Raw genomic sequence first — 19912 nt, 5'->3', positions numbered from 1 at the left:
TTCCGAAACCTGATTCCCTTTCGGGATCATGCTTCGGGAGCCTCACATATCGACAACCACGCGGCCCCTGATCTTGCCCTCGACGATGTCATGGGCGGCGGTGATGATGCCGTCGAAGCCGATGGTCGTCGACAGGCCGGCGAGCTTCTTGAGATCAAGATCGCTGCCGATGCGGCGCCAGGCTTCCAGCCGCACAGCCTTTGGCGCCATCACTGAAGCGATGCCGAGCAGCGAGACGCCGCGCAGGATGAACGGGGCGACGCTCGACGGCAGATCCATGCCACCCGCCAGGCCGCAGGCGGCGACCGCGCCGCCATAGGCGGTCATCGACAGCACATTGGCCAGCGTGTGGCTGCCGACGGCATCGATGCCGCCGGCCCAGCGCTCCTTGGCCAGCGGCTTGGCCGGCTGGGAGAGTTCCTCGCGCGAAATCACTTCGGCGGCACCGAGGTCGATCAGATAGGAGCTTTCGGCGCTGCGGCCGGTCGAGGCGATGACGTGATAGCCAAGGCTGGACAGGATCGAGACCGCGACCGACCCAACGCCGCCGGCTGCACCCGTCACCACCACCGGGCCGCGATCCGGCAGGATGCCGTGCCGCTCCAGCGCCATGACGCTGAGCATGGCCGTATAGCCGGCGGTGCCGACCGCCATCGCATCGTGGGCGCTGATGCCGTCGGGCAACGGCACCAGCCAGTCGCCGTTGACGCGGGCGCGCCCGGCATAGGCGCCGAAATGCGTCTCGCCGACGCCCCAGCCATTGAGGATGACCTTGTCGCCCTTGCGCCAGTCGGCATGCGATGAGGAGAGGACGGTTCCGGCGAAATCGATGCCCGGCACCAGCGGCCAGCGGCGGATCACTGGCGCTTTCCCAGTGATGGCCAGCCCGTCCTTGTAGTTGACCGTCGTCGCCTCGACCGCGACGGTGACGTCGCCTTCCATCAGATCGGCTTCGCCGAAATCGACGACCTCCACCGACTGTTTCTTTTCGGCGTCGCGCGAAACGAGGATGGCTTTGAAGGTTTCAGGCATCTCTTCTCCTCGGCTTCGCAAAGGCTGGCGGTCGGCATTGGCTGGCTCTGGCCGAACTGTGCGGCGACCGTCCGGCGAGGTCAATTGGTCAAAAGAGCCGGGCCGTCAGGCTTCTGGGCCTTGCGGCTTGGCCTCGCGCCGCCAGCCTATGAACTCGTCGAAGACGACCAGCGCCGCGCCGACCGAAATGAAGGCATCGGCGAGGTTGAAGACGGCGAAGGACCATACCGGCGTGTGGAACAATATATAGTCGATGACGTGGCCGTAGACGGCGCGGTCGATCAGATTGCCGATCGCGCCGCCGATGATCAGGGCAAAGCCGATGCGGGCCAGCACATGGCCGGATGGCGTACGCGTTGCGAGGTAAAGCACAAAGGCAACGACCACGACCGCGATGACAACCAGGCCGGTGTCGCCGAAGGACGAGAACATCGAGAAGGCGATGCCGGTATTGTAGGTGCGAAACAGCGCCAGGAATGGCACCAGGTCGAGCTTTTCCTGGAAGCCGAGGCCGGTCTCGATCAGATGCTTTATCCACTGGTCGAGCGCGATTGCCACCACCACCAGCAGCGCATAGGGAGACCATGATTTCACGATGTGGCGTCCTCGGGGGCAAGTTTCAGCGCGCCGCGCCGGATCTCGAACAGCATGATTCCGGTGGCGACCGCCAAATTGAGTGAATCGGCGCGGCCGGCCTGCGGAATCCGCAGCAGCCGGTCGCAGCTTTCCGCCAGATTGTCGGGCAGGCCCTGCTGCTCATTGCCCATCATCAAGAGCACCGGTCCTCGGGAGAAATCGACCGAGCGGTAGTCGACCGCACCCTTCAGATGGGTGCCGACCACCAGGCCCGAGAAGCTGTTTCGCCAAGCCAGAAATGCTTCCGGCGTCGCCTTGGTCACCGGCACGGCGAAAATCGAGCCCATGGTGGCGCGCACGGTCTCGACAGAAAAAGGATCGGTAGTCTCGCCGACCAGGATGACGCCCTTGGCGCCGACGGCATCGACGGTGCGGATGACGGTGCCGAGATTGCCGGGATCGCGCACCCGGTCGAGCGCCACCCAGACGTCGCCGTCGTGAGCGCGGATGTCTCCTAGAGGCAGCAGTTTTTGCCGGAAGACGCCGACCACCATTTGCGGATTGTCGCGGCGGGTGATGGCGACCAGCACTTTTTCGGACACTTCGAGCACGGTGCCGCCGGCGGCAACCGTGCGCGCCGCCACCTTTTCGACCGCCGCATTGCCGCGTCCGGCCTTGGCGAAAACCAGCGTCCTGATCGACCAGCCGAGGTCGAGGGCGTCGATGACCAGCTTCAGCCCTTCGGCCATGAAGGCGTTCTGCTGGTCGCGGAATTTCTTCTGGGCGAGCGCCTTGATGTCCTTGATCAGCGGATTGGCAAGGCTGGTGACTTCCTTGACCTGCCCGGGCGCACCTGCGTGCCGCTCATTCATTCGGGACTCCCGGGCATTCAGGTCTCCCGGGCATTCAGGCCACCCAGCGCGAAAACAGCGATGTCGACAGCGCCCGGCCGGCGGATTGCTCGCGGATGATCAGTTCGCCTGATTCAACCGTGCCGCCCATGCCGGCAAAAGTGTCGCGCATCAAGGCATGGATGGCGAAGAAGGAGGCGCGGATGGAATAGGCGGTCAGCACCACGGTGAGCGGTTTCGGCGTCAGGATCGCGCGGCAAAGATCGGTCAGGCCGGGCAGGTCCTCGAACAACTGCCAGACCTCGCCCTTGGGGCCGCGGCCATAGGCGGGCGGGTCGAACAGGATGATGTCGTAGCGGCTGCCGCGGCGCTCTTCGCGCTCGGCGAATTTCACTGCATCGTCAACGATCCAGCGGATCGGCTTGCTGCCGAGACCGGCCATTTCCTGGTTTTCGCGCGCCCAGCCGACCGCCTTCCTGGAGGCATCGACATGGGTGACCTCGGCGCCGGCACGGGCGGCTACGAGAGACGCGAGCCCGGTATAGCCGAACAGGTTCAGCACCTTGACCGGGCGGTTGGCCGCCGCGATCAGGCTGGCCATATGGTCCCAGTGCGAAGCCTGCTCGGGGAAGACGCCGACATGGCGAAACGAGGTGAAGCGGCCGAGATAGTCGATGCCGTCATGCTTCATCGGCCAGGTCTCGCCCAGCGGTACCTTCGGGAACCGCCAGCGGCCGATGCCTTCTTCGTCGGTGTCGCCGGTGAAGATGGCGTCGGCGCGGTCCCAGTCCCTGGCGGGCAAGGCCTTTTGCCAGATCGCCTGTCCCTCGGGCCGCACGATGCGGTAGGGGCCGTATTGTTCGAGCTTCTCGCCGGCACCGCTGTCGAGCAGCGCATAATCCCGATTGGGCGCCACTTCGAGGATCACCGGCAGGCGCTCAGTGGGCAGGATGCCTTCGCGACGCGCCAGGATACGGGGGGCGGGCTTCGGATCAGACCGGTCGTCCGGTTTTGTTTCGTGGCGTGGCTGTCTGGCTTCGGGTCGGACTGGTACGGTGCCCGGCTGCGGCCGCGCGTGTTCGGTCCTGCCCTTTGCGGGCGGACGGTTGTCGCGGCGTTTGTCTCGAAAGGACTTCAAGCAGGAGCGTCTCCGGAGGCGGCAGGCCGCTTTTGACATAGGGTCACCGGCTGCGCAAACAAAATGGTCAGCGTGCGAATGTCTGAGGTGGTGGACCTCGCTGAGGAAACAGGCAAATCTCGAATCATGTCCCGTTCCGAACGCCTGCTCGACTTGATCCAGATCCTGCGCCGGCATCGCCGGCCGGTGAGCGGTCGCACGCTTGCCGGCGAGATGGACGTTTCGATCCGAACGCTCTACCGCGACATTGCCACGCTGCAGGGGCAAGGCGCGCCGATCGAGGGCGAGGCTGGGCTGGGCTATGTGCTGAAACCCGGCTTCATGCTGCCGCCACTGATGTTCACCGACGAGGAGATCGAGGCCATCGTTCTGGGATCGCGTTGGGTTGCCAGACAACCGGACAAGCGGCTGTCGGCCGCCGCCACCGACGCGCTGGCCAAGATTGCCGCTGTGCTGCCGGATGATCTGCGCGAGGACCTCGATGCGACCGCGCTTTTGGTCGGGCCGCACGGCGATGCTGTCGAAAGCATCGACCTTGGCCTGGTGCGCCAGGCGATCCGCAACGAGAGAAAACTCGGCTTTCTTTACCGCGACGCCGGCGGCGCCGCCTCCGAGCGCTTGATCTGGCCATTCGCGCTCGGCTTTTTCGACAAGGTGCGGGTGGTGGTGGCCTGGTGCGAGACGCGGCAGGATTTCAGACATTTTCGCGCCGACCGGATGTCGGGGCTCAACACCACGGATATCCGCTATCCGCGTCGTCGGCAGGCGCTGCTGAAGGAATGGCGCGCGACGCTGGACGCACCGAAGCGCCAGCCTGGCGCTTAATGCTCCTTTCCACGCGCCCACAAGACGCTGCTGCCAGAATCTGACAGTGGGGTCACCTATGCTCCTCCAATCGAAACCCTGGAGAGCAGACATGAACACCCCCAATTTCGTCATCCTTTATGTCGACAGCCCGGAGCGGAGCGGCGCCTTCTACGGTGCGCTGCTGGGACGCCAGCCGGTGGAGACGTCGCCGACCTTCGTGCTGTTCGTGCTCGACAATGGCTTCAAGCTCGGCCTGTGGTCGCGCCACACGGTGGAGCCGTCGGCCGCGGCCGCGGGCGGCGGTGCGGAGCTCGTCTTCGCGTTGGACCGGCCTGATGCGGTGGACGCCGCCTACACGGACTGGGCAGGACGCGGCTTGACCATTCTGCAGACGCCGACCGACATGGACTTCGGCCGCACCTTCGTTGCGCTCGATCCCGACAAGCACCGGCTGCGCGTCTACTGGCTGAACGACGGAGAACAGGCCAATGGGGAACAGGCCAATGGAGAACAGAAATGAGTGCGCACTGGATCGCGGTCGCTTCCGCCGAACATGTCCGGCGCGGCCGCGAGGCCGGCTTCATGCAGGTCAACCACGGCAAGGCGGCACCTTTGCGCCGCATCAAGCCCGGCGACGGCATCATCTACTACTCGCCGACCACAATTCTGCGCGAGAAGGACGGCCTGCAGGCCTTCACGGCAATCGGCACCGTGCGAGAAGGCGAGCCTTACCAGGGCGACATGGGCGGTGGCTTCACGCCGTTCCGCAGGGATGTCGAATGGGCCAAGGCCGAGGAGGCGCCGATCAAGCCGCTGCTCGAGCAGCTCGACTTCACCGCGGGCAAATCGAACTGGGGTTATCAACTGCGCTTTGGCCTGTTCGAAATTACGGCGCATGATTTCGCGCTGATCGTCGAGGCGATGGGCGCTCCATGAAGGCAGGCTGAAGCATCCAGCCGCCGGATCGGCAAGGCACCGTGACAAGGCTGCTGACACCAAGTTGTCAGCAGCCTTGTGCGACAAGCGATTGTCTTCAGATAGCGTCGCGCTTGCCCCAGGAGAATAAGATGGACTTCGTCTCGATCCGCATCATTGCCGATCAGATCAAGCCCTTGGTGGCATTCTACGACACGATCACCGGGCTTACCGCAACCTGGTTCACAGACGATTTCGCCGAACTGGCAACGCCGTCCTGCACACTGGCGATCGGCAGCACCCGCACGCTGGCCCTGTTCGGAACTGATGTGGCGCAGCCGGCCGCCAATCGCTCAGCGATCCTCGAGTTTCACGTCGCCGATGTTGATGCTGAGTACAGCAGGCTGGCGAAAATTATCGGCGATTTCGTACAGACGCCGACGACGATGCCATGGGGTAACCGGTCGCTGCTGCTGCGCGATCCCGATGGCAATCTGGTGAACTTCTTCACCCCGGTCAGCGCGGAAGCGATCAGGAAGTTCGATCGCAGAATCGGCGCAGACGCTACTGCTTGAGCGCGTTGTAGACGGCAATGCCGGCGGCAAGGTCTTCGAGCGCGGCGCCGACCGACTTGAACAGCGTGATTTCACTGGCGCTCTGCCGGCCTTTTTTCTCACCGCGCGCCAGTTCATGCAGATCGGCGACGATGGCTTCCGGCTTCAGCACGCCGGAGGCGAGCGGCTGGACGATGTCGCCGGCTTCCTTGGTGGCGCCGGCGCGGGTGTCGACATAGACGCGGGCACGCGAGATCGCGTCGTCGTCGCTTTCGCGCATGGTCGGCGTGAAGCCGCCGACCAGATCGACATGCGCGCCCGGCTTGAGCAGCGCACCCTTGACCAGCGGCGTCGTCGTGATCGTCGCCGATGAGACGATGTCGGCCTCGGCGAGTTCGGCGTCGAGATCGCTTGCGGCCTCGGCGTTGAAACCGTCCGCGCGCAAATCAGCCGCGACCTTTTCGGCATTGGCGGGCGTGCGGTTCCAGATGCGGATGGTCTTGATCGGCCGCACCGCGGAGTGCGCCTTGGCGAGGAACGGCGACAGGGCGCCGGCGCCGACCACCAGAAGCCGCGATGCGTCCTCGCGGGCGAGATAGGAGGCCGCCAGCGCCGAGGCGCAAGCGGTGCGCCACTGTGTCAGCCGTTGGCCGTCGATCAGCGCTTCGGGCTCGCCGGTGGCGCCGTTGAGCAGGAGGTAGAGCCCCATCACCGCCGGTTTGCCGATGGCGTTGTTGTCGGGCGATACGGTGACGATCTTGACGCCGATATGACCCCCGACCGATGTGCCGGCCGCATGGAAGTCGGTCCACGCCGGCATCAAAAGCAGCGTGGATGTGGCACCGTCGGGCCGCTCGACCCCGTGATGATGGCGGACGGGTTGCACAGCACCCTCGCGGAAGGCCGCGCGCAATGTCTCGACCAGCCCGGGAAAAGTCAGCGCCTGGTCGACAGCGTCGGCCGAAATGGTCAGCATGCAAAACTCCGCGAAGATAAAAGCGCCGGCTTCAGGCCGTTGGCTTCGGCAGCGCCGGCCCGGCGGCCGCGCCCTGCTGCACGGCGGGTATACGGCTGACCGCCTGGCGCAAATTCTCGGCCTCGACCCCGCGCTGGCGCGCCAGCTTGCGGTAGCGGCCCTGCTTGAACCAGGTCGCCAGGCTGCCGACGACCATGCCGATGGCGAGCGCCACGAACAGGAAGATGAACAGCGGCAAGGTCAGCGTCAGTTTCGGATTGCCGGGGTTGAACGGGTCGAGCGTGAAGGCGACCAGCTCGCGGTTGGCGACGGCCAGCGCAATCAGGATGACGGCGAGCGGCACGAAGACCACGATAAGTATGAAGCGGTTCAGCATAGAGATTCCCTGGAGAAGGCAGGCCTTGATAACGCCGGCGCGTTGGTCCGCGCCTACTTGCCGCCATTCAGCCTTTCACGCAATTCCTTGCCGGTCTTGAAGAACGGCACCCACTTCTCCTCGACCTCGACGGATTCGCCGGTGCGCGGGTTGCGGCCGGTGCGGGCGGGGCGATTTTTCACCGAAAAAGCGCCGAAGCCGCGCAATTCGACCCGGTTGCCTTCCGCCAGGGCATCGGTGATCTCGTCGAAGATCGCTCCCACGATGTTTTCGACGTCGCGCAGGAAAAGATGCGGGTTGCGCGTGGCAATGATCTGCACAAGCTCGGATTTGATCATCAGAAAGGTCCCCGTGAAAGCGCTGCGGTCAAATTATCAGGATGATTTTATTGCTTTTTTACTCGCCCCAACCGGCAGATCAAGGGTGCCAGACGGAAACGAGACCGTCAAGAAACAAGCGATCCGCGCCAATTTCGTGAAGCACGTCGCCGCCGGCCTCCGACATGCCGAGCGCGCTGCCGACGCTGCGCGCTATTGCTTTCGAGAACAGGAAGCCGCCACGCCGCTCGGTGTCCTTCCATTCCACCACCTTGAGCTTGGCGTCGACACCCTTGGTCGCCAGCCAGTCGATCGCCACGCTCTCGCCGCCGACAGCGTCGATCAGACCGTTGGCAAGGCCCTGGCGGCCGGTGAAGATCGAGCCGTCGGCAAGGGCCAGTGCCTGATCGCGGGTCATTTTGCGGCGCTCGGCGACGATGCCGACGAACCAGTCATAGCTGTCGAGGATGAGCTTGCGGACCATGGCTCGCTCGTCTTCATTGGTCGGCTTGAAGGGCGAGGGCGATGCCTTCAGCGGCGAGGATTTCACTTCCTCGAGCTTGATGCCGACCTTGTCCATCAGACCGCTGACATCGGGATACTGGATGAGCACACCGATCGAGCCGACGATCGACGTCTTGCGGGCAACGATATGGTCGCTGGCACTGGCGATCATGTAGCCGGCCGATGCGGCCAGCGTGCCGACCTCGGCCACCACCGGCTTGTCGGCGGCAAGCTTGCGCACCTCCTCGTAGATCGATTCGCCGCCGACCGTGGTGCCGCCGGGCGAATCGATCGCCAGGATAACGCCCTTGACCTGCGAGGATGTGCGGATGGTTTCCAGCCGCTTGATCAGTTCCTCGTCCTCGGTGATGGTGCCTTCGATCCTGACCTTGGCGATGTGGTCGACGGAGGAACCGCCGAGGTCGCCGCCATAGAACCAGCTTGCAAGCGCAATCACCCCAAGGGCCACGATGGCAATGGCGGCGCCGCGCCAGAAGGTCAGCTTGCGCCGCAAGCGGCGGCGGTCGATCAGGTCGTCGGCTCTCAGTGCCATGGTCTGCCTCACAGTCGGTGGGAAGCGATGCTTTTAAAGCAAGCGTCCGCGCCCGGCTACCTCTTCCTCAAGAGCCTGCGACGAAGCGACCTTCACGACGGAGGCATTTCAGGAAAAAATGACGCGGCGCGTTCGTTTCTGCTATGAAGCGACGAAATTGTGTCGCCTGAGTTCCGTCTGTAAAACAGCGGCCGTCACATTTTTGCGGTTTTCCTCCGCTTGTGCTTGCTTGCGGGGGCCGGCAACCCACCTATAGCAGGTGTTTTGGCGGACAAGGGTTTATTAGAAGTCAGTCATGCTTGCGCGATCGAACGAACCGACCAATGCCGATGCGGCCTTGGCGCCCACGGCGCCAGCGGGCACGCGCGGCGACGCCTTCGACCGCGCCCAGCGCCACTCGCGCCGCGTGCGCGTGCTTAAGTTTGCCGTGCCGGTGCTTGCCGCCGGGATCGCGGTTGCGTTTCCGGTCTATTCCTATCTGGCGGCGCCGATCAACATTTCGATACAGGCAGACGGCACCGCTTTCGCGGATGGCAAGCTGGTGATGGCCAACCCGAAGCTCAACGGCTTCACCAAGGACAAGCTGCCCTATTCGCTGACGGCCTTGCGCGCCATCCAGGATGTCGGCAAGCAGGACATCATCGAACTCGAAGGCATCCATGCCAAATTGCCGCTGACGGCCGACAATGTGGCGACCGTCGACGCCAAGCGCGGCATCTACAACAGAAGCGCCAACACGATGGACATGACCAGCGACGTTACCGTCACCACCACTGACGGCGTCGCTGCCATCTTCAAATCGGTCTTCCTCGATATGGGCAAAGGCTCTATGAAGACAGGGGATGCGGTCGATGTCAGCCGTAACGGCTCGCGGATCACCGCGGGTTCGATGTCGGTCGAGGAGAATGGCAAGGTTGTCGTTTTTGAAAATAAAGTAAGCGTCCACATTGATCCGGCCACTATGAAGGCGACAGAGGCAAAGAGCGGAGAATCGAATGCGTCCCAGTAATTCGGCACGGCTTGTCGCCGCAGCTTCGGCCTTGCTGTTGCTGGGTATGGCGCCGTCCTGGGCTCAGTCCAGCGCCAGCAGCCAATCCGGGCTCAAACTGTCGGGCGACCAGCCGATCCAGATCGAGAGCGACAAACTTGAGGTCCGCCAGGCCGACAGCATGGCGCTGTTCAGCGGCAACGTCACCGTCACGCAAGGGCCAACGCTGCTCAAGGCCGGCAGCATGGAGGTCTACTACGTCAAGGACCCCAACGCCGCCAAAGGTGCTGCCGCCGGCGCTTCGGCGATGACCGGTTCGGCCAATATCGACCATCTGGTGGTCAAGAACAAAGTCTACATCAAGTCGAATGACCAGATCGCCACCGGCGACAACGCCACGTTCGACATGAAGACGCAGGTGCTTGTTCTGTCGGGCAAGGAGGTCGTCTTGTCCCAAGGACCCAACGTCCTCAAGGGCTGCAAGCTCACCGTGCAGATGAAAAGCGGCCTGGCTCAGGTCGATGGCTGCGGCGGGCGCGTCATCATGTCGATGACGCCGCCACCGAAATCCGAGGCCCCGAAGCCCGAATGACTGGCGTGTCTTCGCTGCTGACCCGCCTTCCGGGACGGGCGGCCAGTAAACTTGCAGCACCGGCCACAGTCACCGTTGATTCCTCGAAGTTCAAGGGCACCCTGATCGCCAAGGGTCTGACCAAGAGCTACAAGGGCCGCAAGGTGGTCAGCGGTGTCACCATCGGCGTGCGCGCCGGCGAGGCTGTCGGGCTGCTCGGGCCGAACGGCGCCGGCAAGACCACCTGTTTCTACATGGTCACCGGCTTGGTGCCGGTCGATGAGGGCACGATCGAGATCGACGGTTTCGACGTCACCTCGATGCCGATGTACCGCCGCGCCCGCCTCGGCATCGGCTATTTGCCGCAGGAAGCCTCGATCTTCCGCGGCCTGAATGTCGAGCAGAACATCCGCGCCGTGCTCGAAGTGGTTGAGAAGGACCGCAAGGTGCGCGAGCGCAATCTCGACGAACTGCTCGAGGAATTTCACATCAGCCATCTGCGGAAGTCGCCGTCCATGTCGCTGTCGGGTGGCGAGCGGCGGCGTCTTGAGATCGCCCGAGCTTTGGCGACGCGCCCGGCCTACATGCTGCTCGACGAGCCGTTCGCCGGCATCGACCCGATTGCCGTCGCCGACATCCAGCAGCTGGTTCGTCATCTAACGGCGCGCGGCATCGGCGTGCTGATCACCGACCACAATGTGCGCGAAACGCTCGGCCTCATCGACCGCGCCTACATCATCCATGCCGGCCAGGTGCTGACTCATGGCCGTGCCGACGAGGTGGTGGCGAACCCCGATGTGCGCCGGCTCTACCTCGGCGAAGGTTTCACGCTCTGAGCGTGAAATTTGTTTCCTGACGTGATTTTTGCCGCCCCGCCGGGCTTTTTTCTCCGATTTTGCGTGAGATAATGCTTCGGTAGGGGCCTTTTGCCATCGTTCGCCTTGACAAGCAAAAGCCGGGCCAGTTTCTATGGAAGGTCGGAAAAATTCATTTTCCGGCAGCTTCTGATGTGTAGGCTTCCGGGTGCAGAAGGGCGTTTGAAACCGAACCATGGCGTTGGCGGCGAAACTACAGCTACGACAATCCCAGTCGCTGGTGATGACGCCGCAGCTGATGCAGTCGATCAGGCTGTTGCAGCTCACCCATGTCGAGCTCGACCACTTCATCGACGACGAGATCGAGCGCAATCCGCTGCTGGAGCGCGCCGAGCCCCAGGATGACGCCGCAAGCGACCAGGTGCAGAAGGGCGATGCCGCTCCTGAGCCTGCCGCCGATGGTGACTGGTTCGAAAACGAGACGGCGTGGAGCGCCGAAGCGATCTCCGACAAGCTCGACAGCTCGCTGGAAAATCTGTTCCCCGACGATCCCGGCACCAGCGAGCGGCTCGGTCCGGACCTGACGGCGCAGTGGAAGTCGGCCACCGGCAATAGTTCGTCCGGTTCTTCCGAAGGCTTCGACGTCGGCGACATGGCCGCCGCGGCGATCACGCTGCGCCAGCATGTCGGCGAGCAGATCGCGCTTGCCTTTGCCGATCCGGCCGCAAGGCTGATCGCAGCCGAACTGGCCGACGGCCTGGACGAGGCCGGCTATCTGCGCGCCGATCCCGCCGAGATCGCCAAACGGCTCGGCGCCGATCAGGCGATGGTGGCCAAGGTGCTGGCAGCCTGCCACACATTCGAGCCGGTCGGCCTGTTTGCGCGCGACCTTGCCGAATGCCTGTCGCTGCAACTTGCCATGCGCGATCGTCTCGATCCGGCGATGAAAACGCTGATCGGCAACCTCGAACTCCTGGCGCGGCGCGATTTCCAGACGCTGAAGCGGCTTTGCGGGGTTGACGAGGAGGATCTCCTCGACATGCTGGCCGAAATCCGCGCGCTCGATCCGCGTCCGGGCACGGCATTTTCAGGCGGCGCCAGCGATGCCATCGTCGCCGATGTCGAAGTCCGTGCCGCCAATGACGGTAGCTGGACGGTCGAGCTCAATGCCGAGACGCTGCCGCGCGTGCTGGTCGATCACATCTATTTCGCCCAGGTCTCGCCGCATGCGAAGAATCAGGCGGAGAAGGATTTCCTGGCCGAATGCCTGCAGAATGCCAACTGGCTGACGCGGAGCCTCGACCAGCGGGCAAAGACGATCCTGAAAGTGGCGTCGGAAATCGTGCGCCAGCAGGACGCTTTTCTCGTCCATGGCGTGCGCCAGCTCAGGCCGCTCAACCTGCGCACGGTGGCCGATGCCATCGGCATGCATGAATCGACCGTCAGCCGGGTGACGGCCAACAAATACATGCTGACGCCGCGTGGCGTGTTCGAGCTGCGTTATTTCTTCACGGCTTCGATCGCGGCGTCGGGCGGCGGTGATGCGCATTCCTCGGAAGCGGTGCGCGACCGCATCAAGCAGCTGATCGACGAGGAAAAGCCCGCCGATGTGCTGTCCGATGACGCAATCGTCGATATGTTGAAGGAAAGCGGCGTCGATATTGCCCGGCGCACGGTGGCCAAGTACCGGGAGGGTATGAATATTCCCTCGTCGGTGCAGCGGCGGCGTGAAAAGCGCGCTCTGGCGAGCGCGGGGCGCTAGCTCTGCTTGCCCGACAGGGGTTTTTGCTATGGCTGGATTCCACAACTTTCCGACCTTAAAGCGCATCGCGCTGAAACGGATTCATACGACGCGCTTTAAGTCTTTGTTTCAATGCATGTCGTTGTCCCAGAACCGCAGCGCACTTCTGGGCGACATGCATTAATTGACAAGCTGCAATGAAGTGTCTAGAAGCCCGCCCGCATGAGACGGGCTCGCGGCCCGCATGCGGATGGTCCGTCACGATGAAGGCCACGGGACGGCCAAGAAGGCGGATTGTGATCAACCGGAAAGTTCGGATCTAAAATCGGCGCGAGTTGACGCCGCAAAGCTTGTGCGCACGGATCACGAGTATAAACTCTGGCCAGTTTGAAGCCTGAGCAAGGAAGGTCAGTTTTCAGATGAAATTGCGCATATCGGGTAAACACATGGATATCGGCGATGCGTTGCGTACGCGCATTACCGATCGTGTCGGCGAGGCGATTGGAAAATATTTCGATCGCGGTTTTTCAGGGCACGTCACGGTCATCAAATCGGGGTCGCGTTACTCGGCCGATTGCATGATCAGGCTGGATTCCGGCGCTTCGCTGCAGGCAACCGGCGATTCCCAGGATCCGACACTTGCCTTCGAGGCGGCCGCGGACCGCCTCGAAACCAGGCTGCGGCGCTACAAACGCCGTCTGAAATCGCACAATTCAGGCAATGGAAATGGCGAAATCACCGACATTGCCTATACGGTGATGGCGCCGCTGACCGATGACGATGAGGACATTCCGGAGGACTACGCCCCGGCCATCGTCGCCGAATCAACCATGACGCTGCAGACCATGTCGGTGGCGTCGGCGGTTATCGAACTCGACACCAAGGACAGCCCGGTTTTCGTATTCCGCAACGCCGGAAACGACCACCTCAACATCGTCTATCGGCGGCCGGACGGAAATATCGGCTGGATCGACCCGTCGACGACCAAAGTCGCACAGGCGTGACGACAACGACAATGGTCGCGCAGGTGACGACAATGGTCGCACAGGGATAATAGCCAGCCGCGCGAGGGGCGAGGACTGGCGACGGCAGGCGAATAAGGGATTTCAAATATGGATCTGAGCGATCTTCTCAACGTTCCGGCGATCTTGCCGGCGTTGAAGGCGAACTCCAAAAAGCAGCTTCTGCAGTTGCTGTCCGAGAGAGCGGCGGCGATTTCCGGCATTCCGGAGCGCGAAGTGTTCGACACCATCCTGCAGCGCGAACGGCTGGGCTCCACCGGCGTCGGCAGCGGCATCGCCATTCCGCACGGCAAGCTCGCCGGGGTGAAGCGCATCGCCGGCGTCTTTGCCCGGCTGGAGACGCCGGTCGATTTCGAGGCCTTGGATGACCAGCCGGTCGATCTGGTGTTTTTGCTGCTGGCCCCGGAAGGCGCCGGCGCCGATCACCTCAAGGCACTGTCGCGCATCGCCAGGGTTTTGCGCGACGCCGACACGGTGGCCAAGATCAGGGGCACGCGCGACGCGGTCGCCATCCACGCTCTGCTGTCGGACACGCAGGCCTCGCACGCCGCCTGAAGTTCTTCGGAATTAAGTCTTCCAGGGGCCGCCGAAGGCGGCCCTCTCCATTTCAACCGCCAGCGGTCGCCTTAGTGAATGGCGACAGTGGTCAGGTCGTTTTCCATGGCGCCGGCCAAAGCCCGGTCCTTCGCATCCGAAAGCAAGATCGGCTGGCCGTTGGCGGCAAACAGGGCCCACAGGACCATACCAGGCGCTATTTCGCCGAGGTTGGGGAAGCGCCCGAGCAATTCGTCGCTCGAGACCTTGCGGAGATAAGCGACCGAGCCTTCGCCGAGATGGGCGAATTCGCCGCTGGTCATGGTGATGGTTTCGTCAGTTCTGGTCATTTCAAGCCTCCTTGGCGCGAGGACGCCGCTCAAGGCCATCCCGCATGAGAGCCATCGGTAAAGATCAGTCTTTCACCGATATATTTATTTTCCGTACCAGCCGTTCGGTATCCGGCCGATCGAGATCGATCGACAAAAGGCCGTTCTTCAGTTCCGCTGCGATCACCCGCATGCCGTCGGCCAGCACGAAACAGCGCTGGAACTGGCGCGCGGCGATGCCGCGGTGGAGGAATTCGCGCTCGGTGTCGTCGGTTTGACGGCCGCGCACGACCAACTGGTTTTCCTCCGTGGTGACATCGAGATCGCTTTCGGCGAAACCCGCGACAGCCAGCGTAATGCGCAGCCTTTCGGCCTTGCCGTCAGCACCGCTGAGGCGCTCGATGTTGTAGGGAGGATAACTGTCACCGGATTTCGCCAGTCGTTCCAGGGTCTTTTCCATGGCATCGAAACCAAGGAGAAGCGGGCTGGAGAAGGGCGTCATTCGGCTCATGTTACACTGTCCTCTTTGGAGCGACATAAACTGGAAAAACCCGGATGGCATTTTTCCCGATGGTCTTGATATGGTCCGCGCCGCGGCCAAGTTCAAGCCGCCGAACACCCCCGCCAAAAAGACTCCCCCGCATAAGGAAATGAAATGCCCCAGACCCGCAAGATCATCATCGACACGGATCCCGGCCAGGACGATGCCGTCGCCATATTGCTGGCGCTCGGCAGCGCCGAGCTGGAGATCGTCGGCATCTCTGCTGTTGCCGGCAACGTGCCGCTGAAATTGACCGAAAAGAACGCCAGGAAAATCTGCGAACTGGCCGGACGGCCCGATATCAAGGTCTATGCAGGCGCCATCCGCCCGTTGGCGCGCGAACTGGTCACCGCCGAGGAAGTGCATGGCAAGACCGGCCTCAACGGCCCGCAACTGCCAGATCCGAAGATGAAGCTGCAGGGCCAGTATGCGGTCGACTTCATCGTCGAGACCCTGATGAAGGAAGAGGCCGGTACGATCACCCTGTGCGCGCTCGGCCCGCTCACCAATGTCGCGCTGGCGCTGATCCGTGAGCCGAAGATCGCGCCGCGCATCAAGGAAATCGTACTGATGGGCGGCGGTTTCTTCGAAGGCGGCAATGTCACGCCGACCGCAGAATTCAACATCTATGTCGATCCGCAAGCCGCCGACCTGGTGTTCAAATCCGGCATTCCGATCGTCATGATGCCGCTCGACGTCACCCACAAGGCGCTGACCACGGCCAAGCGCACGCAGGCCATCCGCCAGCTCGGCACCAGGGTCGGCACCGCGACGGCCGAGATGCTGGAGTTCTTCGAGCGCTTCGACGAGGAGAAATACGGCACCGATGGCGGCCCGCTGCACGACCCCTGCGTCATCGCCTATCTGTTGAAGCCGGAGCTGTTCAAGGGCCGCAACTGCAACGTCACCGTGGAAACCACCTCCGAACTCACTATGGGCATGACCGTGATCGACTGGTGGGGCGTGACCAAGCGGCCGAAGAACGCCATGGTGATGCGCGACATCGACCATGACGCGTTCTTTGCGCTGCTGGTGGAGCGGTTGGCGCGGCTTTAGCTCTGTCTTTCCTTTCTCCCATTGTGGGTTCCGAAGGGACGGGGCGAGACAAGTGGCTCGCCCCCGGGCGGTGTCGCCGAAGGCGACGGATGTGGGGTGTTCCAGGGAACGCCCACGTCTCACTCCGCTGGAACACCCCTCATCCGTCTCGGCGCTATCGCGCCGATCCACCTTCTCCCCCTGGGGGAGAAGGAAGGCGCCGCCGCCGTTCACTTTGCAAATCGATAGAAGACCATTCCATTCTCGCGCGTGACGCGCTCCATGTTTGCCGTCGCGCCGATCAGATGCGGCCGGTCGTCATCGACAAGAATGGACGAACCGCTTTCGAGCGAAACCAGATAAAGGGTGTGGTCGTGGTCCGATTGGGCGCTTTTGACCGTTGCGTGGATTGGCTCGACTGACCGGATAGGGCTCGCGTCATTCGTCCATTTGTAGAGCGCCGAAGGAACCATCATCGCGAACATGGCGACGATCAGGACCACGCCGGGCGCGTCCCTTTTTATGCCAGCGTAAGTCCATGACATCGACGTGAATCCCCCACGCCGATTCATGTGGTGGCGTAAAGGCAGACTTTCAATCAGCCTTTCTATTCCGGCTCATACTGCATCGGGGATAGCCGTTCGCGGTTGTTACTTCGCCTTCGAAAAAGCCAGCCACAGGCCGCCGCCGACCAGAAAGCTGCCGCTGATCCTGGACATCAGCTTGATGCGGCTGGCCGAGAGCAGGCGGCCGGCGCGGCTGGCGGCGAGCGCATAGGTGGAATCCGAGGCGGCGGCAAAGATCATCGCGGTGAGGCCCATGACGACGATCTGTAGCGTGTAATTGCCCTGCGGGGCGATAAATTGCGGGAAGAAGGCGCCGAAGAACACCAGCGTCTTGGGGTTGCTCAGCGCCACGAGCAGGCCCTGCAGGAAGAAGCCGCCGCGCGGCTTTCTCGCCGTGCCGTCGGCATTCAGCGTGCCCTTGGCGCGGAACATCTGCACACCCATCCAGATCAGATAGGCGGCGCCGATCAGGCGCACCCACTCGAACCAGTGGCCCATGCCCGATATCAGCGTGTTGAGGCCGATGCCGACGATGGCGATCATGATGGCAAGCCCGGCCTGCGTGCCGGCGACATTGGCAAGGCCGGCGCGGTAGCCATGGCGGATGCTGTTGGCGATGATCAGCGTGACAGTCGGACCGGGCACCAGGATGATGACGATGCAGGCAAGGACATAGGCAGCGTAGAGTTCCAGCGACATGGGGATTTCCTCGAGGATGCGCTTAGGCGGCTGGCTGCAATCAATGCATGGCGGCGGGGCTGGTGCAAGCCGGTCGCATACCGTGCCGCCCCTCGCGTCAGGACGCCCCAGCCTGCCAAGGCAAGGTCGCCTCATAGGCCGCTCCGGCCCTTAGCACGGCGAGGTCGCCGCGCGGCCGGCCGATCAGCTGCATGCCCAAGGGGCGGCCTTTGTCGTCGAAGCCGACCGGCACGTTGAGCGCCGGACAGCCGCCGAGCGTGGCGAAGGCCGAAACCTGCATCCAGCGATGGTAGCTGTCCATGGTCCGTCCGGCGACCTCACTTGGCCAATGCGTGCCGACTTCGAAAGGAAACACCTGCGCCGTCGGCAGCGCGATGAGATCGAAGTGCTCGAACAGCGACAGCAGCGTCCGGTGCCAGGAGGTGCGGATGACCGAGGCCGCGCGGATCTGCGGCGCCGTCAGCCGCATGGCGTTCTCCACCTCCCAGACGGCTTCCGGCTTCAGCAGGGCGCGCTTGTGCGGGTCGTCATAATGGACTTTCAGCGCCGAGCCGCTGCTCGCCTGCCGCAGCGTCACGAAGGCTTGCCACAGTGCCTCGAAATCGAAATCCGGCAGCAAGGGCTCGGTCAGGAAGGATGCCTCCGCGAAGCGGCCGAGTGCGGCCTCGCACAGATCGAGGATGCCAGGCTCTACCGGCAGGTGACCGCCGAGATCACCGAGCCAGCCGACGCGGCCGCCGCTTGCCGGCGTTGCCAGCCCTTCGAGGAATGAGCCGGGTTTCTCCCAAGACAGCGGCGCGTGCGGGTGGTAGCCTGCCTGCACATCGAGTAGCAGCGCCATGTCGCTGATGCTGCGGCCCATCGGCCCGTCTATGCCCATCTGAGCATGAAAGACTTCCAGGTCCGGCCCTCCGGGGACAAGGCCCTGCGACGGGCGGAAGCCATAGACATTGTTCCACGCCGCCGGATTGCGCAGCGAGCCGCCGAAATCGCTGCCGTCGGCGACCGGAACCATGTCGAGTGCAAGGGCGACGGCAGCGCCGCCGCTCGACCCGCCGGCGGTGAGCGCCGGATCGAAGGCGTTCAGCGTCGGGCCGAACACGTTGTTATAGGTGTTGGATCCCAGCCCGAATTCGGGAACATTGGTCTTGCCGATGATGATGGCGCCGGCCTTGCGGATGCGCTCGACGAAGAAATCATCCTCCTGCGGCACGAAATCGGCGAAGATCGGCGAGCCGAAACTGGTCCTCAAGCCGCGCGTCATGGCGAGGTCTTTTATCGCCATCGGCAGGCCAAACAGCGAGCCGGCCGGCCCGCCTTGCGCTAGATGCGCGTCCGCCGCGTCGGCCTCGCGCAGGATGTCGGAGCGCTCGCGCAACGAGACGATGGCATTGACCAGCGGGTTTACCGCGTCGATGCGGTCGAGGAATGCGGCGACCAACTCGCGCACGGACAGGCGGCGCAGCCGGATCGCCTCGGCCAGGTCGACAGCGGACATCCGGCAGATGTCGCCGGCGGTGGGCATGGCGTGCTTCGTTGCGGGGCGCAGGGCTGTCATCCGGCGTTGTTGCGCAGGGCGGTGTCGACATCCGCCGCCAGCGGGATGGCCGGCTGGGCGCCGGGCTTCAGGCAGGCGAGCGAGCCGGCAGCGGCGGCGCGGGTGAGAGCCTGCTCCAGCGGCAGGTTGGACGCCAGCCCGGCGGCGAGATAACCGCAAAAAGTATCGCCGGCCCCGACGGTGTCGACCGGCGTGATTTTCAGCGCCGGCACGGTCAGGAAATCCTCCGGGGTCGCCGCCAGCACGCCGTCGCCGCCGAGCGTGACGACGATGGTGCGGCCGGTCTTGCCGGCGAAGTCGCGCATGCGCGCCGGGCGGTCGCGGCCTTTCAGCGACAGCGCCTCGCCGTAAAGGTCGAATTCGGTTTCGTTGGCGACGGCGTAGTCGGCCTTGCCGAGCAACGCTGCCGCCTCGCTACGGAACGGCGCGGTGTTGAGCACGGTGACCGCGGCGGCGGCGCGTGCGGCGTCGAGCGCTGCATCGACAGTCTGCAACGGGATCTCGTGCTGCAGCAGGACGACGTCGCCCTTCGCAAGAAAGGCCTTGGCGAGATCGCCGGGCAGCACCGAATCATTGGCGCCCGGCACCACGGCAATGACATTCTCGCCATCGGCGCCGACGAGGATCAGCGCCGTGCCGGTGGAGGCGAAGCTCTGGCCGACGCCGGAGAGATCGACCTTGCCGGCCACGAGCAAAGCCAGGGCTTCGGTTGCGAAATTGTCCTTGCCGACGGCGCCGACCATGCGCACCTTGGCGCCGGCGCGCGCCGCAGCCAGCGCCTGGTTGGCGCCCTTGCCGCCGGGCGCGGTGGCGAAGCCGGAGCCGCGGACCGTCTCGCCCGGCGAAGGCAGGCGGTCGACATTGGCGATAAGGTCGAGGTTGATCGAGCCGACAACGATGATCAAGAAAGCCTC

The 19912-nt window shown here is 63.6% G+C and carries 25 protein-coding genes; 11 read left to right on the top strand and 14 right to left on the bottom strand.

Going from position 1 to position 19912, the window contains the following annotated elements; all coding sequences use genetic code 11:
- Positions 1-42 precede the first annotated feature (42 nt).
- From acuI to NKI10_RS12675, 4 genes are all read right to left on the bottom strand, one after another.
- The gene (gene acuI, locus NKI10_RS12690) at positions 43-1032 is read right to left on the bottom strand and encodes an acrylyl-CoA reductase (NADPH) (protein ID WP_352860227.1); all 990 of its coding nucleotides are present in this window, start codon (positions 1030-1032) and stop codon (positions 43-45) included.
- A gap of 105 nt (positions 1033-1137) precedes the next feature.
- Complete coding sequence (gene lspA / locus NKI10_RS12685) at positions 1138-1626, bottom strand: signal peptidase II (protein WP_352860225.1); 489 nt, start codon at positions 1624-1626, stop codon at positions 1138-1140.
- A complete protein-coding gene (locus NKI10_RS12680) occupies positions 1623-2480 on the bottom strand; it encodes a TrmH family RNA methyltransferase (RefSeq protein WP_352860223.1) in 858 nt (285 codons plus the stop codon). The genes lspA and NKI10_RS12680 overlap by 4 nt, the downstream gene beginning before the upstream one ends.
- 34 nt (positions 2481-2514) lie before the next feature.
- A complete protein-coding gene (locus tag NKI10_RS12675; RefSeq protein WP_352860221.1) occupies positions 2515-3597 on the bottom strand; it encodes an RsmD family RNA methyltransferase in 1083 nt (360 codons plus the stop codon).
- A 126-nt stretch (positions 3598-3723) separates the two neighbouring features.
- Here NKI10_RS12675 and NKI10_RS12670 point away from each other — a divergent pair, with 126 nt between their 5' ends.
- The 4 genes from NKI10_RS12670 to NKI10_RS12655 all read left to right on the top strand — a co-directional run bounded on the left by NKI10_RS12670 (position 3724) and on the right by NKI10_RS12655 (position 5894).
- Positions 3724-4422 carry a helix-turn-helix transcriptional regulator gene (locus tag NKI10_RS12670; RefSeq protein ID WP_023700107.1) on the top strand — a complete coding sequence of 233 codons (699 nt, stop codon included), beginning with the start codon at positions 3724-3726 and terminating at the stop codon, positions 4420-4422.
- Between the two features lie 91 nt (positions 4423-4513).
- Positions 4514-4924, top strand: a complete 411-nt coding sequence (locus tag NKI10_RS12665; protein ID WP_023698200.1) for a VOC family protein — start codon at positions 4514-4516, stop codon at positions 4922-4924.
- Entirely contained in the window at positions 4921-5340 is a 420-nt protein-coding gene (locus tag NKI10_RS12660; RefSeq protein ID WP_352860218.1) for an EVE domain-containing protein, read from the top strand. Before NKI10_RS12665 ends, NKI10_RS12660 begins: the two co-directional genes overlap by 4 nt.
- 131 nt (positions 5341-5471) lie before the next feature.
- Positions 5472-5894 carry a VOC family protein gene (locus tag NKI10_RS12655; RefSeq protein ID WP_352860216.1) on the top strand — a complete coding sequence of 141 codons (423 nt, stop codon included), beginning with the start codon at positions 5472-5474 and terminating at the stop codon, positions 5892-5894.
- Here the strand turns inward: NKI10_RS12655 and lhpI are convergent.
- The 4 genes from lhpI to sppA form a co-directional block, all read right to left on the bottom strand.
- Positions 5884-6849 carry a bifunctional Delta(1)-pyrroline-2-carboxylate/Delta(1)-piperideine-2-carboxylate reductase gene (gene lhpI, locus NKI10_RS12650; RefSeq protein ID WP_352860214.1) on the bottom strand — a complete coding sequence of 322 codons (966 nt, stop codon included), beginning with the start codon at positions 6847-6849 and terminating at the stop codon, positions 5884-5886. The two genes, NKI10_RS12655 and lhpI, sit on opposite strands and share 11 nt — an antisense overlap.
- Before the next feature lie 31 nt (positions 6850-6880).
- The gene (locus tag NKI10_RS12645; protein ID WP_352860212.1) at positions 6881-7225 is read right to left on the bottom strand and encodes a DUF1049 domain-containing protein; all 345 of its coding nucleotides are present in this window, start codon (positions 7223-7225) and stop codon (positions 6881-6883) included.
- A gap of 53 nt (positions 7226-7278) precedes the next feature.
- A complete protein-coding gene (locus NKI10_RS12640; protein ID WP_006200394.1) occupies positions 7279-7563 on the bottom strand; it encodes an integration host factor subunit beta in 285 nt (94 codons plus the stop codon).
- A gap of 79 nt (positions 7564-7642) precedes the next feature.
- On the bottom strand, positions 7643-8599 hold the full coding sequence (sppA, locus tag NKI10_RS12635; RefSeq protein ID WP_023747044.1) for a signal peptide peptidase SppA: 957 nt from the start codon (positions 8597-8599) through the stop codon (positions 7643-7645).
- 295 nt (positions 8600-8894) lie between these two features.
- Between sppA and lptC the strand changes: the two genes are divergently transcribed.
- The 6 genes from lptC (at position 8895) to ptsN (ending at position 14291) form a co-directional block, all read left to right on the top strand.
- Complete coding sequence (lptC, locus tag NKI10_RS12630; protein ID WP_352860209.1) at positions 8895-9608, top strand: LPS export ABC transporter periplasmic protein LptC; 714 nt, start codon at positions 8895-8897, stop codon at positions 9606-9608.
- Positions 9595-10179, top strand: coding sequence for an LptA/OstA family protein (locus NKI10_RS12625; RefSeq protein ID WP_023683069.1), 585 nt, complete (start codon positions 9595-9597; stop codon positions 10177-10179). Before lptC ends, NKI10_RS12625 begins: the two co-directional genes overlap by 14 nt.
- Positions 10176-10994: an LPS export ABC transporter ATP-binding protein gene (gene lptB, locus NKI10_RS12620; protein WP_023669746.1), complete on the top strand. Its 819-nt coding sequence runs from the start codon at positions 10176-10178 to the stop codon at positions 10992-10994. The genes NKI10_RS12625 and lptB overlap by 4 nt, the downstream gene beginning before the upstream one ends.
- 214 nt (positions 10995-11208) lie before the next feature.
- Entirely contained in the window at positions 11209-12735 is a 1527-nt protein-coding gene (rpoN, locus tag NKI10_RS12615; protein ID WP_352860206.1) for an RNA polymerase factor sigma-54, read from the top strand.
- 398 nt (positions 12736-13133) lie between these two features.
- Positions 13134-13718 carry a ribosome hibernation-promoting factor, HPF/YfiA family gene (hpf, locus tag NKI10_RS12610; protein WP_023751408.1) on the top strand — a complete coding sequence of 195 codons (585 nt, stop codon included), beginning with the start codon at positions 13134-13136 and terminating at the stop codon, positions 13716-13718.
- A gap of 108 nt (positions 13719-13826) precedes the next feature.
- Positions 13827-14291 carry a PTS IIA-like nitrogen regulatory protein PtsN gene (gene ptsN / locus NKI10_RS12605; RefSeq protein WP_352860204.1) on the top strand — a complete coding sequence of 155 codons (465 nt, stop codon included), beginning with the start codon at positions 13827-13829 and terminating at the stop codon, positions 14289-14291.
- Between the two features lie 71 nt (positions 14292-14362).
- Here ptsN and NKI10_RS12600 read toward each other — a convergent pair whose 3' ends face one another.
- Entirely contained in the window at positions 14363-14620 is a 258-nt protein-coding gene (locus NKI10_RS12600; RefSeq protein WP_023683072.1) for a BQ00720 family protein, read from the bottom strand.
- 64 nt (positions 14621-14684) lie between these two features.
- Positions 14685-15110, bottom strand: coding sequence for an Hsp20 family protein (locus NKI10_RS12595; RefSeq protein WP_023669741.1), 426 nt, complete (start codon positions 15108-15110; stop codon positions 14685-14687).
- Positions 15111-15254: 144 nt separating this feature from the next.
- Between NKI10_RS12595 and NKI10_RS12590 the strand changes: the two genes are divergently transcribed.
- Complete coding sequence (locus NKI10_RS12590; protein ID WP_023698210.1) at positions 15255-16196, top strand: nucleoside hydrolase; 942 nt, start codon at positions 15255-15257, stop codon at positions 16194-16196.
- A 209-nt stretch (positions 16197-16405) separates the two neighbouring features.
- Here the strand turns inward: NKI10_RS12590 and NKI10_RS12585 are convergent, their stop codons facing one another.
- The 4 genes from NKI10_RS12585 to NKI10_RS12570 form a co-directional block, all read right to left on the bottom strand.
- Positions 16406-16720 carry a hypothetical protein gene (locus NKI10_RS12585; RefSeq protein ID WP_352860202.1) on the bottom strand — a complete coding sequence of 105 codons (315 nt, stop codon included), beginning with the start codon at positions 16718-16720 and terminating at the stop codon, positions 16406-16408.
- 105 nt (positions 16721-16825) lie between these two features.
- Positions 16826-17440 carry a LysE family translocator gene (locus tag NKI10_RS12580; RefSeq protein WP_352460473.1) on the bottom strand — a complete coding sequence of 205 codons (615 nt, stop codon included), beginning with the start codon at positions 17438-17440 and terminating at the stop codon, positions 16826-16828.
- Positions 17441-17537: 97 nt separating this feature from the next.
- Positions 17538-18998, bottom strand: coding sequence for an amidase (locus tag NKI10_RS12575; protein ID WP_352860200.1), 1461 nt, complete (start codon positions 18996-18998; stop codon positions 17538-17540).
- On the bottom strand, positions 18995-19903 hold the full coding sequence (locus NKI10_RS12570; protein ID WP_023737542.1) for a ribokinase: 909 nt from the start codon (positions 19901-19903) through the stop codon (positions 18995-18997). The genes NKI10_RS12575 and NKI10_RS12570 overlap by 4 nt, the downstream gene beginning before the upstream one ends.
- Positions 19904-19912 lie beyond the last annotated feature (9 nt).

The sequence above is a fragment of the Mesorhizobium sp. M0802 genome, from assembly GCF_040320115.1.
GTDB lineage: Bacteria > Pseudomonadota > Alphaproteobacteria > Rhizobiales > Rhizobiaceae > Mesorhizobium.
Note: the sequence above shows the minus strand (reverse complement) of the source record. Positions and strands in the feature narration are given on the sequence as shown.

Excerpts from the sequence above, each read along its gene's own strand:
- acuI (WP_352860227.1), bottom strand. The coding sequence starts at position 1,032 with ATGCCTGAAACCTTCAAAGCCATCCTCGTTTCGCGCGACGCCGAAAAG.
- NKI10_RS12680 (WP_352860223.1), bottom strand. The coding sequence starts at position 2,480 with ATGAATGAGCGGCACGCAGGTGCGCCCGGGCAGGTCAAGGAAGTCACC.
- NKI10_RS12670 (WP_023700107.1), top strand. The coding sequence starts at position 3,724 with ATGTCCCGTTCCGAACGCCTGCTCGACTTGATCCAGATCCTGCGCCGG.
- NKI10_RS12665 (WP_023698200.1), top strand. The coding sequence starts at position 4,514 with ATGAACACCCCCAATTTCGTCATCCTTTATGTCGACAGCCCGGAGCGG.
- NKI10_RS12660 (WP_352860218.1), top strand. The coding sequence starts at position 4,921 with ATGAGTGCGCACTGGATCGCGGTCGCTTCCGCCGAACATGTCCGGCGC.
- NKI10_RS12655 (WP_352860216.1), top strand. The coding sequence starts at position 5,472 with ATGGACTTCGTCTCGATCCGCATCATTGCCGATCAGATCAAGCCCTTG.
- lhpI (WP_352860214.1), bottom strand. The coding sequence starts at position 6,849 with ATGCTGACCATTTCGGCCGACGCTGTCGACCAGGCGCTGACTTTTCCC.
- NKI10_RS12645 (WP_352860212.1), bottom strand. The coding sequence starts at position 7,225 with ATGCTGAACCGCTTCATACTTATCGTGGTCTTCGTGCCGCTCGCCGTC.
- NKI10_RS12640 (WP_006200394.1), bottom strand. The coding sequence starts at position 7,563 with ATGATCAAATCCGAGCTTGTGCAGATCATTGCCACGCGCAACCCGCAT.
- sppA (WP_023747044.1), bottom strand. The coding sequence starts at position 8,599 with ATGGCACTGAGAGCCGACGACCTGATCGACCGCCGCCGCTTGCGGCGC.
- lptC (WP_352860209.1), top strand. The coding sequence starts at position 8,895 with ATGCTTGCGCGATCGAACGAACCGACCAATGCCGATGCGGCCTTGGCG.
- NKI10_RS12625 (WP_023683069.1), top strand. The coding sequence starts at position 9,595 with ATGCGTCCCAGTAATTCGGCACGGCTTGTCGCCGCAGCTTCGGCCTTG.
- lptB (WP_023669746.1), top strand. The coding sequence starts at position 10,176 with ATGACTGGCGTGTCTTCGCTGCTGACCCGCCTTCCGGGACGGGCGGCC.
- rpoN (WP_352860206.1), top strand. The coding sequence starts at position 11,209 with ATGGCGTTGGCGGCGAAACTACAGCTACGACAATCCCAGTCGCTGGTG.
- hpf (WP_023751408.1), top strand. The coding sequence starts at position 13,134 with ATGAAATTGCGCATATCGGGTAAACACATGGATATCGGCGATGCGTTG.
- ptsN (WP_352860204.1), top strand. The coding sequence starts at position 13,827 with ATGGATCTGAGCGATCTTCTCAACGTTCCGGCGATCTTGCCGGCGTTG.
- NKI10_RS12600 (WP_023683072.1), bottom strand. The coding sequence starts at position 14,620 with ATGACCAGAACTGACGAAACCATCACCATGACCAGCGGCGAATTCGCC.
- NKI10_RS12595 (WP_023669741.1), bottom strand. The coding sequence starts at position 15,110 with ATGAGCCGAATGACGCCCTTCTCCAGCCCGCTTCTCCTTGGTTTCGAT.
- NKI10_RS12590 (WP_023698210.1), top strand. The coding sequence starts at position 15,255 with ATGCCCCAGACCCGCAAGATCATCATCGACACGGATCCCGGCCAGGAC.
- NKI10_RS12585 (WP_352860202.1), bottom strand. The coding sequence starts at position 16,720 with ATGTCATGGACTTACGCTGGCATAAAAAGGGACGCGCCCGGCGTGGTC.
- NKI10_RS12580 (WP_352460473.1), bottom strand. The coding sequence starts at position 17,440 with ATGTCGCTGGAACTCTACGCTGCCTATGTCCTTGCCTGCATCGTCATC.
- NKI10_RS12575 (WP_352860200.1), bottom strand. The coding sequence starts at position 18,998 with ATGACAGCCCTGCGCCCCGCAACGAAGCACGCCATGCCCACCGCCGGC.